Origin of the sequence: Dyadobacter soli (assembly GCF_900101885.1) — a bacterium.
GTDB lineage: Bacteria > Bacteroidota > Bacteroidia > Cytophagales > Spirosomataceae > Dyadobacter > Dyadobacter soli.
In genome coordinates this window covers 174,449-188,883 of sequence record NZ_FNAN01000007.1, presented here as the reverse complement: position 1 = coordinate 188,883, position 14,435 = coordinate 174,449, and the positions used below count along the sequence as shown (strand labels likewise).

Annotated in this window: 7 protein-coding genes; 2 read left to right on the top strand and 5 right to left on the bottom strand. The window is 53.5% G+C overall.

Going from position 1 to position 14,435, the window contains the following annotated elements; genetic code table 11:
* Positions 1 to 21 precede the first annotated feature (21 nt).
* Positions 22 to 1,314, top strand: coding sequence for an MFS transporter (locus BLQ88_RS12950; protein WP_090150251.1), 1,293 nt, complete (start codon positions 22 to 24; stop codon positions 1,312 to 1,314).
* Positions 1,315 to 1,356: 42 nt separating this feature from the next.
* Here BLQ88_RS12950 and BLQ88_RS12945 read toward each other — a convergent pair whose 3' ends face one another.
* From BLQ88_RS12945 to BLQ88_RS12925, 5 genes are all read right to left on the bottom strand, one after another.
* The gene (locus BLQ88_RS12945) at positions 1,357 to 2,073 is read right to left on the bottom strand and encodes a UU032 domain-containing protein (protein WP_090150248.1); all 717 of its coding nucleotides are present in this window, start codon (positions 2,071 to 2,073) and stop codon (positions 1,357 to 1,359) included.
* Entirely contained in the window at positions 2,070 to 2,468 is a 399-nt protein-coding gene (locus BLQ88_RS12940) for a Panacea domain-containing protein (protein WP_218132908.1), read from the bottom strand. Before BLQ88_RS12940 ends, BLQ88_RS12945 begins: the two co-directional genes overlap by 4 nt.
* A gap of 198 nt (positions 2,469 to 2,666) precedes the next feature.
* Positions 2,667 to 4,772 carry an alpha-glucuronidase family glycosyl hydrolase gene (locus tag BLQ88_RS12935; protein ID WP_090150240.1) on the bottom strand — a complete coding sequence of 702 codons (2,106 nt, stop codon included), beginning with the start codon at positions 4,770 to 4,772 and terminating at the stop codon, positions 2,667 to 2,669.
* Positions 4,773 to 4,808: 36 nt separating this feature from the next.
* Positions 4,809 to 6,785, bottom strand: a complete 1,977-nt coding sequence (locus BLQ88_RS12930; RefSeq protein WP_229212684.1) for a sialate O-acetylesterase — start codon at positions 6,783 to 6,785, stop codon at positions 4,809 to 4,811.
* A gap of 17 nt (positions 6,786 to 6,802) precedes the next feature.
* Complete coding sequence (locus BLQ88_RS12925; protein ID WP_090150237.1) at positions 6,803 to 10,957, bottom strand: hybrid sensor histidine kinase/response regulator transcription factor; 4,155 nt, start codon at positions 10,955 to 10,957, stop codon at positions 6,803 to 6,805.
* A gap of 255 nt (positions 10,958 to 11,212) precedes the next feature.
* Here BLQ88_RS12925 and BLQ88_RS12920 point away from each other — a divergent pair, with 255 nt between their 5' ends.
* Positions 11,213 to 14,434 carry a SusC/RagA family TonB-linked outer membrane protein gene (locus tag BLQ88_RS12920; RefSeq protein ID WP_090150234.1) on the top strand — a complete coding sequence of 1,074 codons (3,222 nt, stop codon included), beginning with the start codon at positions 11,213 to 11,215 and terminating at the stop codon, positions 14,432 to 14,434.
* Position 14,435 lies beyond the last annotated feature (1 nt).

Sequence of the window (14,435 nt, the reverse complement as noted above, 5' to 3'; positions counted from 1 at the left end):
ATTCTTAAAACCTGCATTTGAATGGTAGAAAATCAAATACCCGTGTCCCCGGCGATCAAAATGTCGGGGATGCGATGGGTCATGGTCGGTATGGCCTTCCTGGCGACGGTGCTCAACTACGTACACAGGCTGTCGTTCAACTACCTGAGCGCCGAGGGCGAGCTGCGGAGGCTGATCCCGGACGATGCATTTGGCTACATCGGTACCGCATTCTTCGCCGCCTACATGATCTCGAATGCATTTTCGGGTTTTGTGATCGACCGCCTCGGTACCCGGATAGGCTACTCCCTTTGCATGGCATTCTGGACCACCGCGGGGCTCGTCCACGCGTTCGCCGCCACGCCTTTACAATTCGGCATATGCAGGTTTATGCTCGGTATCGGCGAAGCTGGTAACTGGCCCGCGGCCATCCGTCTTACCACGGAATGGTTTCCGCCGCACGAGCGGTCGACGGCGTCGGGTATTTTCAACAGCGGCTCGGCGCTGGGCGCGGTGATCGTGCCGCCATTGGTGGCATTACTGGGCGTCAACTACGGCTGGCAGGCCACGTTCGTGATCCTCGCATTGTGCGGCTATTTGTGGCTGGCGATATTCTGGTTTATTTATTACACACCGAAAGAAAACAAAGAAGAAAAAAAGGAGGTAATGCGTGTACCGGTAACGGCGCTGCTGAAAACAAGGTTTGTGCGGATGTTTACCTTATCCAAAACCTTCATGGACCCCGTTTGGTACTTCGTCACGTTCTGGATCGGCCGTTACCTCGTGGATGTACACCATTTGGAAATGAAGCAGATCGGCTGGCTGGCCATGATCCCGTTCATCATCGCCGACGTCGGTAACATTGCCGGCGGGTATTTTACCCAATACATTATCAAAAGAGGAATGCCCATTCCAAGAGCGCGGAAAGTGGCTGTCACCATTGCCAGCCTCATTATGATATTACCGCTGCTAATCGGGCCATTTGTGATCTCGACGCCGCTTTCCGCATTGATCGTATTCGGATTGGCGGGTTTTGGCTACACCGCATACACCGCCAACACGCTCACATTTCCGGCCGATGTGGTGCCTAAAAACTCGGCTGCGTCCGTCTGGGGCATGGCGTGCGTGGGTACAGGGCTGGGCGGCGCCGTTTTTCAGTCGGTTTCAGGGATTATACTTAAAAACAATGCCGCAGAAATGGGCTACCATTATGCCTACAATATTCTGTTCCTGGGTTTCGGGCTGGTGGCGCTCGTGGGGTTGCTGATTATGCTGTTCCTCATGGGCCCGCTGGTGCCGGATAAGAGTTTGTTGAAGTATGGGGATGCGGGCTAAATACTAGGCAAGTTGTAGAAATTTGCACTAAAATGGTTGATTCTAGTGGCTTAGCAGGCCCAGTTCGATAATTTGTTTGACGCTCTTGCTTTGGGTTTTTTCAAGAAAGTCATCGTAGTATTCATCATCAAGTTGAAAATAGACAAATCTACCTCGATTGAGATTGGTTGGGAGCTCATTTAGTTTTGCTTTACATACGCAATTTTCGTCAGTACATTTGATCCCTTTTATGCGGTCTATATCAGCCAATAACGACAAAAATTCACAATGCTCAATTGATGTTTCATCAACTTTGTATTCATAGTCCTTCGATGGTTGCATATTATGCTTTGGATCGAGTAAAACTATGTAGAAATGTTGATGGGTTTCGTCCCAAAAGCCAATGACTCTACCCAATGCTTTTGAAATTTGAAACTGTACAAACGGATATTCATCTTCATTATCTAAATATCGTCTATCAACCCAACTAACATCCTTTCTTTGAATGGGAATATTTGTTGCTTCCCAATTTATCCGATGATATCGATGCCTGTTGGTTGTAACTCGATCCTTTATGAAACTGTCTATGCTCATTTTCGACAAATCACGGAGCTTTTCAAGCAGGGACACAAACCAATTTCCACCCAAATCTCCTAAACCAAAGAATTCGATTTGCTGAAAATATTGAAAAGAAAAAGACCAACGGTGTTGGTCTGGAATGTTTGCTAGTTTTGGCTTATTAATCGGTACGTTTTGCCCGACTACAGGCGATTTTTTCATGACGATAGTCGAGCGGAGTAATAATCTTGCATCGTATAGTTGTCAATCACTGTTTCACACCTTTCGTAAGGTGCATATCCCTTCCTTGCCTCAACCCAAGGCTGCTCTTGATGAGTCATAACCTCTAATTGAGTGGCCGAAAATCCGGCATAAGCATCTAGCACAGCATCCACATGAAGTTTTACATGGTGATCCAGACGATTGACAATGGTCAGATCCGTAATATCTGCCAAATCCATTTCGCTATAAATATATTTGCTGTCCTTATATCTGTCATAAATAGTTCGGTTGACAGGCCCATGTATCCACGCTTCAAAACTTCCATTAAAAAGTGGAACATGGTAGAACGCCAGATACCAGGCTTGAATATAGTACAGCAATTTTTGATGTTTCAAGACACTCAGGTCGGTGTTCCCCTCAGACTTGCATCTGAATATAACATAGTCTGATATTTGCTCAATGGTAACCATAGTTCGTGCCTTCTCACTTATTGCTAAATATTTATAGTAGATAGTAAGAACCTACGATAAATTTACGAAAGATCGGATCAACTGGTGTAAAATGCTGAAAAAACTCGGCACTTCCGGTTAGCCTTACCGCATCAAATAAACGTTAACACCCTCCTTAACCTCCTCCAAAGTCCTTTCCGGTCTCCGGTAAATAGCTGGAATGGCCTGTTTGGAAAACGTCTGCAAATACAACATCCAGGCATCACGCCACCAAATTGCTTCCTTGTGCTGCTTCAAAAGCCGTCCTGTCACATCTGCGTGAAGCGTTGGATCGATGGACGATTGCACGCTTGCCCATTGTTTTTGCATCCATACTACCGACTCGGCGCCGGTGTAGAAGCGGTGGCAGAGTTCGTCCCATAGCGTTCTGCCCGAGCTGAGTTTTTGAGACCACGAAATGTGATGGAACCAAAGCAGGTAGGGGAGCGGGCAGGTTTCGGGGTTGGCCCAGGCGCGGGTTACTTCGGGGCGGTACTGCTGTAATGCGTTGCTGCCGGTAGCGGTCCGGTCGAAGCCCAGGCCGAGGCTGTCGGCGCGGTGGTAGTAGATGGCGGTCCAGTCGGGGCGGGAGCTGCGGTTTTGCCAGGGCTCGGGTGCGTAATGGGCACCTGTCCACGGGCGCGAGAGGCCGAGCGGCGTGTTGTAATCCACGTAAATATCCCGTGAACGCAGCATAATGTCGGTAATGGCCGCTACGGGCTTTGGCTGGGTGGTCAATGTGAGTTGCGCCCACTCGCGTGCGATGGCTTGGGCGCTCAGCGTATGGTCCCAGGCCAGGCGGCCGAATGCGTACCAGTTGGCCTGCGCCATCGGATGGCCTGTCCAGCTGCGGTCGGAGCCGGTATTGGCCACGCCGGCCATGCAGGTGAGCGGGTAATTGTGCAGTGAACCGTCCACAATGCTGGCGACGGTGGAGCCTTTGCCTTTCACATAAGTATCGGCATCGAGGCATTCCTTGAAAATCGGGGCTTCGTAAACCCAGTGTGTGGCAAAGCCCAGGTATTCCTGCGTGAGCTGAAATTCCATTCCAAGCGGCGTTTTGGGCATATTACCGAACAGCGGCGAAAATGGCTCGCGGGGCTGGAAATCGATCGGGCCGTTTTTGACCTGTACAATCACATTTTTCGCAAACTTTCCGTCGAGGCTCGCAAATTCATCGTAAGCCGCTTTGAAACGGTCGGCATTGGGATCGGCTTTGTACACGAATGCCCGCCAGATTACCACGCCGTTGAAAGGGGCGAGTGCTTCGGCAAGCATATTGGCGCCGTCGGCGTGGGTACGGCCGTAATCCTGCGGACCCGGTTCGCCTTCGGAATTGGCTTTCACGAGAAAACCTCCGAAGTCGGGGATGATGCTGTAAACCTCCTTTGTTTTTTCCATCCACCATTTCCGGACCTCCGGGTCGAGCGGGTCGGAAGTTTTCAGCCCGCCCAGCGTTTTGGGTGCGGCGAAGTGAATGGATAGATAGGTTTTAATACCATATTTCCTGAAAACACCTGCCAATGCGGCCACTTTGTGCAAATATTCCGCCGTCAGAAAGCGCGCGCTCGCATTCACATTATTGACCACCGTACCATTAATCCCGATCGAAGCATTCGCACGGGCATAATCGGTATACCGCGGATCGACGGTCTCGGGCAACTCATACCATTTCCACAACGACGAGCCCGCATACCCGCGCTCGATGGTGCCCTCGGGGTTATCCCAATGGTTGAGCATCCGCAGCTGGATCTTCGGTTTGCTTTGCGAAACGGCTTTTTCGATCGGCAAATGCTGCTGCAAATGCCTTAGTAATGCAAAACTGCCGTACAGCAACCCCGTGTTTCCGGCGCTTTTGATGACCACATTCCCGCCCTCGAGGCTGATGACGTAGCTATCGGCCTTGACCGCTGTGACATCGGTGGCACCGGACAGGCTGAGCCGGATACCCCGGCCGCTTTTCGGCATAGTTTTGACGATCGGAATGTGCTTGCCCGTCATCGCACCAATGCCGGCTTGCAGTTCTTTCGCCGCATTATGACTGATATCGCTTGTGTCGGAAACGGCTATAAAGCTGAATGTCTTGTTGTAAGCCGTGCGCACGGCCGGGTCGGTGATGCGTTCGTAGCGGAGCCAGAGGCGGTAACCGTCGTCGGCGGCGGAGGTAAGGGAAAAGGCGATGAAGAGTAAAAGCAGGGGCAAGGTTTTCATTTATTTCAATGGTTAAAAAATGTCTGATAGCTGAGTTTAGCGTTTTTCCGCTTCCAGGCTGCCGGGCTTCTGCCCATCCGTCCGGAATGGCGACGCCGGCAACCCGGCCGAATTGTAAAAATTGACGCCCTCGGGATTATCCTGCCAGGCGTAGCGCACGTATCTGGGCGATTTGACCTGTTCGCTGTGCAATGCAACCCGGTCTTTCCCGAGAATTTCCGCTTTGGCCCAATAGAACTTTCCATCGTCGCCGGCCAACGCAAACCAGCGCAATGCCTCGCTATCGGAAGCGACAATGCCGTCGGCGACGTGATCGAAGGTTAAAATAATCTTTTCATTGTCAGTGATTTGTGATTTGAGGGCAGGGCCGGAGTAAGTAATGTCTTTCTCGCCATAGGCCAGGTTTCGCGCCGCCAGTGCGAGCCGTTTGCCGATATCCTTCTTGTTGAGCGGGTGAATGTCGTTCCATTCACCGAGGTCGATGGTGACGGCCACGGCAGTGTTGGGTAGGGTAAGCGCCTTGTTCTGCGCCTCGCGGAGTAATGCGATATTGCTTTCGGCCGGCGTGTAATCGATGTCCTGGAAATTGGGCAGCTGCGCTACGAGAAATGGCAGGCGGTCGTCGCGCCAGCGCGTCCGCAAGTCGCGGATGAGCGCGGGGAGCAATGCATTGTAAGGTTCCGGGTTACCGGTGTTGGATTCGCCCTGGTACCAGAGGAAACCTTTGATATTTAGTGGCAAAACGGGTGCGATCATCGCATTGTACAATGCCGTCGGCTGGTCCTGGTGTACGAGGCGCGAACGGTCGGGATTTTGCATGGGCGGGAATACTGCGCCTACTTTGTATTGCCAGGTGCCTTTCAAATCGATGGTATCGCCGCCGGTGGTCATGAAATAGGGCTTGTCGGGCACGAAACCGCCTTTTCCCGATGAGTTGGTAACCCTCACCACAAAAGTATTCCGACCCGGTTTGAGCAGATCGGCGGGGATTTCGTACCTGCGCGGCGGATATTGATAGGTGATGTTCCCTATTTTCCGGCCATTGACATACATTTCATCGGCATCCACAATGCGTCCCATGTAGAGTTTCACCGCCTTTCCTACCCAATTCTGAGGTATTTCAATCGTTTTTCGGAACCACACCACCCCATCCAGCGCCTTCAATCCCTGATCTTCCCAGAAGCCGGGGATATTGATATTGCGCCATCCTTTTGGCTGGTAAGCATTGCTCTCCCAATTTTCCGTACGGCCGGCATCGGTTACCGTGCGCTCCTGCGGAACGGCCGCGGGTATGCGGGCGAATGCATTCACATAGCTGGTATCCTGGTTTTGCGCGATGGTCTTTCGGATTTGCTCAAAATCCCTGAAACCACCCTCGCTGATCCACGCCTCGATAGGCGTACCACCCACGGAACTGTTGATAATGCCGATCGGTATCTTGTGCTTTTCATAAATTTCACGGGCAAAAAAGTAGGCTACCGCGCCGAAAGCGAGCACATTACCGGGGCTGGCCGTTTTCCATTCGCCCGTGGGAAAATCGGCTGTCGGCCCGCCAAGGTTGGTGCGTGTGGGTATGAAAAAATTGCGGATATCAGGATAGTTTGCCGATGCGATATCCGCCGGGTACCGCTCCTTCACACGCTCCATGTTGATCACCATATTGCTCTGCCCGCTGCAAAGCCACACGTCGCCGAACGCGACGTCGGTAATGCGGATTTCATTTTTACCCTTCAAAACCATTTCATAACCCGTGCCTGCCGCATGTGCGGGAAGGGTGAGTTCCCATTTTCCAGCGGCGGTTGCTGTTGTTTTATGGGTTTTGCGGTCAAATTGAAGGGTAACCTGCTCTTTCGGCGACGCCCAACCACAGATTTTGAGCGGCTGATCGCGCTGCAACACCATATGATCGGAAATCAGCTTCGGCAGGCGGATCTGTGCGACCGCCGGCATAGCGGTGCAGAAGAAGAGTAAGGTTAGCAAATGTGAAATCTTCATCCGGGTCAATCCGATCATATTAAAATAATTGTAATTCAATGTGATGTATGTAAAAATGGCTTGCGTTTCATCGTCTTGTACTCCGAAGGCAGCATGTTGAACTTCGCCTTGAACGACTTCGTGAAATAGTTGGGCGTGGCAAAACCGGCGGTATAGGAGATCTGCGAAACGTTCATATCGCTTTTTTCGAGCAGTAATGCCGCCTTTTCCAGCTTGATCGACCGGATGAACTCAATGGGCGACTGCCCGCTGAGTTCCAGCACCCGGGTGTACAGCGTCCCGCGGCTCATACCCACGTGCCGCGCGAGGTTTTCGACGCTAAGTTGTGTGGAATTGAGATTATCGTCAATGTAGGAAAGGATATCCCGGAGCAGTTTCACATCGCCGGATTCGATCGCCTCGTCGCGGCCGGTCATCTGTATCTGCCTCGAATACACATCTTTAAGCAGCCGGTTGAGCAGCAGCAGGTTATTGATTTTAACATTCAGTATTTCAAAATTGAAGGGTTTGGTCAGGTAGTCGTTCGCGCCGGAACTCAGGCCCTTCAATTGCTGCTCTTCGCCGCTCGACGCCGTGAGGAGGATGATCGGGATGTGGCTCGTGCGTTTGTCGGACCGGATCTTTTCGCTCATCGCAAGCCCATCCATTTCGGGCATCGCGATGTCGCTCACAATCAGCTCGGGGTGGCAGCTCAACACCTTTTGCCAGCCTTCCCGGCCATCGGCTGCTTCCAGCACGCGGTAATGCGCTTCCAGGTTTTCTTTGAGGTAATGTCTGAACTCCGCATTGTCCTCCACGATCAGTATGCGCGGCAAAGCGTCACCCGGCAAATCGTTGCCCGGCGAGGCGTTGCGCAGCAGATCGTCACCCGGCGAGGCGTCGCCGTTGGCCTGGTTCGTGTTTACGGTTTCACGTTGCGGAATGTCGTCAAATGCGGGTGAAGGCGCGATTTCAACGGGGTTGAACAGCAGTGTTTCGCAAGGCAGCCCTACCGTGAAAATGCTGCCGTTGCCGCCATTGCTGCCGACGGTAATGAACCCGCCGTGCATTTGCACGAATTCCCGGACGATTGACAGGCCGATCCCGCTGCCCTGATTGAGTACCGAAGCATCGCCCTCGTCCTGGAAGAACCGGTCGAAAATCCTTTCGTAATGTTCGGGTGCAATGCCGATACCCGTGTCGGATACCTTGATGTACAGCCAGTTTTGCTGCGCATCGTCGGTGCCGCAGGTCAGTTGCAATGCCACTTCTCCGCCTTCGGGTGTGAATTTGAATGCGTTGGAAAGTAAATTGAACAGAATGCGCTCCATTTTACCTGCGTCGAAATCGATCAGCAAATGCGCAATGGCGCTATCGAAGGTGAACCGAATGCGTTTGCGCTGCGAAAGGTCGCTGAAAGAATCGCAGGCGTCGCGGATGAACGGCACGATGTCGGCACGGCGGAGATCGGCTTTGAGCTCCTGTTCCTGCAAGTTTTTGAAATCCAGCAGCTGGTCCACCAGGTTCAGCAGGCGTTTCGCATTGCGCCGTATGGCCGCGATCTGCGGCTGGTATTCCTGGCCGAGCAGGTTTTCCACGGGTGCGAGAATGAGCGAAATAGGGGTTCGGAATTCGTGGCTGAGATTGGTCAAAAACTTGATTTTCAGCCGGTTCAGCTCCTGCGTGCGCTCGGTTTCACGGCGGGCTTGTTCTTCCCTGAATTTGCGGTGGAGCCGCCGGATACCACGCCGCCGCATGAGGAACACCACCGCAATGGGTGCGAGCACGTAAAAAATGTAGGCGTAAATGGTGAGGTAAAATGGCGGTTTCACGGTTACGGCGACCGTCGCGGGCGGAGAGCTCCAATCGCTATCGTCGCTGCTGGCCTGCACCTCGAAGCGGTAATCACCGGGGCTGAGGTTGGTGTAACTGGCCGTGGTGGCATTGCCTGCCTGCTGCCACTCATGTTGCAGGCCCACGAGGCGGTACCGGTAGGCCGTTTGTTCGGGACTGGTGTAATTGAGCGCGCCGTAGCCGATCGAAAAATTCTGCTTGTAATCCAGCCGGATCGATCGGGCGACGGAAATATCCGCATCGATCATGCCCGAATCGGCGGAGGTAATGGTGCGGTTTCCCACTTTCAGCTCCCGCAGGATCACCGGCGTATGCCCCTGGTTGCGTTTCAGGCTGCGGGTATCGATGTAGTTAAAACCCGCGATACCGCCGAAAAAAAGCATATTGTCGGACGCCCGCAGTCCCGCGCCCAATGCGAAAGTGTTGTTTTGCAGGCCGTTATGGGTGGTGTAGTTGGTGAATTTCTTTTTGTGTAAATCAAAATAGCTGATCCCATCATTGGTACTCACCCAGATACGCCCCTGCGCATCCTCCAAAACCTTATTGATCATCCCGCTCGCAAGTCCTTCATTAACCCCGAAAGTGACGAACTTTTGCGTTTTCGGGTCGTATAATGCGAGGCCTTCGCCACCGGTACCGGCCCAGATGTTGCCGCGGCTGTCTTCCAGCAGCGAGAGCACATTGTTGCTTGGCAATGCGGACCTTTCCCGGTCGAGCAGGATGGAGGTACGTTTTTCCGGGTCAAAAATAGCGATGCCGGTGCCGTGCGACGCGATCCACATTTTTCCGTGCCGGTCTTCCACAATGTCGCGGATGTAGGCATTCAGGGGAATAATGCGGTTGAGCAGGGTAACGTTCTGGTTGAAAAGCCTTTCGAAATGCCCGGTTTTGGGGTCCAGCACATTCACGCCCCCGCCGTTGGTACCGATCCACAGCTGCCCCTTTTTGTCCTGGGTTAGCGCAAAAATGTTGTTGTTGCCGAGCGAACCGGCATCCGGGCCCTGCAAAAACTGCTCGTACCGGCCGGTAGCGGGGTTCAGGCGGAAAAGCCCGTCCTGGAAAGTCCCGATCCAGAGCGCGTCCGGTGCCGTCAGTTTGAGCGATAATACGGCCAGCCCGGCAGAGGCCGATTTTTGCTTCGGCTGAATGGGGTATTTGCGGAAAAGGTTGGTCTTCCGGTCGTAGAGGTTCACGCCGCCATCGTCGGTACCTACGAAAATGCGTCCGTCGGGGTGCTCTGCAAAAGAGGTTACGAATGGTGCGCTGAGGCCGAACGGGTCGTAAGGATCGCAGCGTTTGAGGCCGAAAAGCGTCAGGTTCCGGTCATATTTGTTCACGCCGCCTTTGTAAGTTCCCATCCAGGTAATGCCCGAAGCGTCGGTAAGGATGCTGCGTATAGACTTGTTGGTAATGCTGAACGGCATGCGCGGGTCGGGCGCATGATGCGTGATGCGTCCCGTGCGCGTGTGTACGATGTTCAGGCCGCCGTCGGTTCCTACCCATACCTCGTCGCGGCCTTGCGGGCGGACCGCGAATATCATATTGTTGCTGATTGACTGGGCGCTGCCCGGCTGGTAACTGTAATGCCGGATTGGTTTGCCGGTCGCGGAAAGTACGAACAGCCCATTCTGTGTACCGATCCACAAGCTTCCCGAACTGTCCTCGTCCATGGCCGTTACAAATTCGGAACCATTCTGATAGCCTGATGTGCCCCGGTAATCGACGGGGAGAAGCCGGTTTTGTTTAGCCAAATATTTGAAAAGACCATTGCCCGTACCGACCCACATCTGCTGCTTCCGGTCGCGGAATACGCGGTGAATGTGCTTCCCTGCGATGGAGGCAAATGTGCTGATATGCAATGTCTTTGGATCGACGATAACAAGGCCCTGCGTGGTGCCGACCCACATTTTACCCTGCCCGTCCTCGCAGATCGTGTTGATACTGTGATGGGTTTTGATCCTGACAAATGAATCTTTCCGGCGGTCGTACAAATGCAGGGAGCCGATGATCGTCCCGACCCAGATGCGGCCGGCGCGGTCTTCATACAATGCCGACACGTCGTTCGATTTGAGGGAAGTCGAGTCTTTTTTCTGGTGCCTGTACACGGTGAAACCCGTTCCGTCGAATTTGTTGAGCCCGTCGTCGGTCGCGAACCAGAGCAGGCCGTACCGGTCTTTCAGAATGGCAGTTACGGTGTTCGCAGAAAGCCCGTCCATCGAAGTAATGGCGGTAAACCGGGGCGGCTCGTTTTGGGCAAAGGCCGTCGTTGCCGGGCCGGCAAAATGCAGCAGCAGGCAAATCTGGAAGAGCAGGAACAGCCGGGACGGTTTCAATGCGAATGTTTTCAATGCGGTCATTTACTAAGACGAGGGAAAGCTGTTTTTCTCCTCTGTCAGGAATGGGTTAAATGCAACTTTGTCCATGAATCCGTCATTTTAGCGCCTTTTTGAACATTTGTTCCCATAGTTTGAACAAATGTGCTCACGGTCGGCGTGGCGGCTATGCTACTTTTGTCCATTGTCAGGTTACCATAAATTATTGGAATCATTATGTTCTAAAAATATATTGTCAAAATGACAAATAAAAATTTTCAACAAAAACCCTGCAAGCCTATGCGCTACTTTTTACTGAACAACAGAACCCGGCTCGGTGCGTTGCGATGGTCGCTCGTGCTGATCACGACGCTGGGCCACGCCGGCGTCGTCCGTGCATCGGAAACGCGTTTGAACGGACGGCACATCGCCGCCGATGTGGAGGTAACCGGAAAGGTTACGGGAGAAACCGGTGACGGGCTGCCCGGCGCGAGTATCCTCGTGAAAGGCACCACGCGCGGCACGAGCGCCGATGAGAATGGTAATTTCAAAATTTCTGTCGCCGATAACGAGAGTACGGTACTCGTGTTTTCGCTGGTGGGTTATGCTTCCAAAGAAGTGGTAGTGGGCAATCAGAAGATCATCAATGTAACGCTGGCGCCGGATCACAAGGTGCTGGAAGAGGTGGTGGTGGTCGGGTACGGGACACAACGCAAGCGCGACGTGACCGGCTCGGTGGTGTCGGTGAGCGAGTCGACGCTCAAAGAAGTACCGGCGCCCAACCTGGTGAGCCAGCTCAAAGGCCGGGCAGCCGGGGTATCCATTATCAGCAATGGCAGCACGCCGGGCTCGCAAGGGCAGATCCGCATCCGGGGTAACCGCACGCTCACGACCAGTTCAGGGTCGAGCGACGGCCTCGACGGCCCGCTAGTAGTCGTGGACGGTATCCCGTTCGGCGGCCTGAACGACATCAACCCCGACGACATCCTCAGCCTGGAAGTGCTCAAAGACGCTTCGGCGACGGCCATTTACGGTTCGCGCGGTGCAGGCGGCGTGATACTCGTGACTACGAAAAGGGGGAAAATCGGCAAGCCGGTATTCAGCTACGACGGCTACCACGGCGAGACCCGCATCATGGGTAAATTCAACGTTATGAATGGCCCCGAATATGCCCAGTTCAAAACCGATGCCGCCAAATACAACCGCACGAGCCCCGGTACTTCGGGTTATCTGCTCACGCCGAAAGAGCAGGAAGCGCTCGCCAACGGTGTTTCCACCGACTGGCAGGATCTGATCTACAAGCCCGGATTTATGTCCAACCACCAGCTGGGCATGCAGGGCGGCGTAGAAAACACGCAGTATTCGCTCGGGTTGGGGTATTTTAATGAAACCGGCATTATCCCGAACCAGAACTTCCAGCGCTTCAACCTCCGCGCGACGATCGATCAGCGCATTGGAAAGAACATTAAAATAGGATTGAACACACTGAATACGCTTACGTATCAGAATACGCCCGGCGGGGGCGGCGTACCGGGTGGCCTGGTGCGACTGACACCGCTCGCGTCGCCCTACAATGCCGATGGCAGCGTGAATATATTCCCCTCCGAAGGCTCTATCGATGCGGCCGGCGTGAGCCCGCTCACGATTCTGACCAAAAAGGATTCGTACCTCGGACGTACGCGCTCGGTGCGCACATTCAACAGCCTGTACGCGGAGGTGAACATTCTGCCGGGCTTGAAATACCGCTTTAATGCAGGTTTGAATTTCAGCCAGTCTAATTACAATGGTTACAACGGGCCGCTGACGTACTTCAATTCGGCCACGGTACAGTCTTCGTCCACTGCCGAGATCAGCAATACCGAGTACTGGGACGTGAACCTGCAACATTTGCTTTACTACGACAAAACATTTGCAGACAAGCACAAGCTGGGTTTTACGGCATTGTATGAATACACCAAAAACCATTCGCTGGGCAGCCGCTTCACTGTGACGGGCGTGCCGGCGGACTACATCAAGACCTCGAACTTCTCGCTCGCATCGGGCCAGCCCGTCGCCAACTCCGATTTTGGCAATTCATTTTCAGAACTGGGCCTGCTGTCCTACATGGGAAGGCTCAATTACAGCTACGACGACCGCTATTTGCTCACTTTGACGTTACGCCGCGACGGTTCTTCGACCTTGTCGCCCGGTAATCAGTATTTCAACTACCCGGCCATCGGCCTCGGCTGGAATGCGATTGAGGAGGGTTTTATGAAAAGCATTGCCTTTGTTTCTAACCTGAAACTGCGCGGCGGCTGGGGTATATCCGGTAACCGGAACGTGGGCGCGTACTCGACGCTGGGTGCATTGTCGGCGGGTTATTACAATTTTGGCACCGGTACGGCAGGGCAGCAGCTCGCTTACACTGTTACCAGCCTTCCGGCAAGCAATTTGAGCTGGCAATCCACCTCGCAAATCGACATCGGTATCGATTTCGGCTTCCTCAACAACCGCATTACCGGTTCCGTGGACTGGTACCATCAGAAAACCAAGGACATTCTGCTCTCCGTACCGCTTCCGCCGAGCAATGGCGCCGGTTCGACATTGAAAAACTTGGGTAAAACTGAGGGTAAGGGTCTGGAAGTAGCTGTCACTTTTGAAATAGCGCGTAAACCAAAAGGCTTTAATTGGAGCGTGGATGCGACCTATTTCTTCAACCGCGAGAAAATCACCCAGCTGACCACCCCGCAGGAAAAGGCCAATCTCGGCGCGGGATGGTTTGTAGGGCAGCCGCTTTCGGTGATTTATGATTACAAAAAACTGGGTATCTGGCAGTTGAGCGACGCCGAGAATGGTACTTTGGCTAAACAAACTTCGCCGGTGCAATACCCGGGGCAGATCCGCGTGGAGGACTTGAATGCCGATGGTAAAATCGATGCGAACGACCGGCAGATCCTGGGTAATTTCCAGCCTAGATGGGAGGGAGGGCTTACCAACCGTTTCAGTTTCAAAAACTTCGATGCCTCGATCGTCACTTACGCACGGATGGGTATGAAGGTGATTGTGCCGTACCTGACAGGCAATTCCACCGGTTCGGGCGGGTTTGCATTCTTCAACCAGAGCCGGGTCAACCAGGTGAAAGTGGATTACTGGACCGATACCAACCCGACCAATGCATTCCCCGCACCGGACGCCAGCAGCGCAGTCGCCAACTTCGGCTCCACGCTCGGGTATTACGACGGCTCGTTCATCAAATGCCGGAGCATTAACCTCGGTTACACCTTCGCGAGCGACATTATTACGAAAATCGGCGCCACGTCGGCCCGCATTTACGTGAACCTGACCAACCCGTTCATTATTTATTCGCCGCTGGTGCGGGATAACCTGGCTGTGGACCCTGAAGGGAACAGTTACGCGAGCGGGCAGTCGACCCTCAACCCGCAGGGGGCCAGCGAGCGCGGCGCGCCGGAGCGGCAGATCGCCGTAAACCTCAATAACCCGCCGGTAAGGCAATTCACCGTGGGCGTAAACCTTAAATTCTGAC

Bases quoted from the DNA above. Each gene is read 5' to 3' on its own strand.
- BLQ88_RS12930 (WP_229212684.1), bottom strand. From the start codon at position 6,785: ATGATCGGATTGACCCGGATGAAGATTTCACATTTGCTAACCTTACTC.
- BLQ88_RS12950 (WP_090150251.1), top strand. From the start codon at position 22: ATGGTAGAAAATCAAATACCCGTGTCCCCGGCGATCAAAATGTCGGGG.
- BLQ88_RS12945 (WP_090150248.1), bottom strand. From the start codon at position 2,073: ATGAAAAAATCGCCTGTAGTCGGGCAAAACGTACCGATTAATAAGCCA.
- BLQ88_RS12920 (WP_090150234.1), top strand. From the start codon at position 11,213: ATGCGCTACTTTTTACTGAACAACAGAACCCGGCTCGGTGCGTTGCGA.
- BLQ88_RS12935 (WP_090150240.1), bottom strand. From the start codon at position 4,772: ATGAAAACCTTGCCCCTGCTTTTACTCTTCATCGCCTTTTCCCTTACC.
- BLQ88_RS12925 (WP_090150237.1), bottom strand. From the start codon at position 10,957: ATGACCGCATTGAAAACATTCGCATTGAAACCGTCCCGGCTGTTCCTG.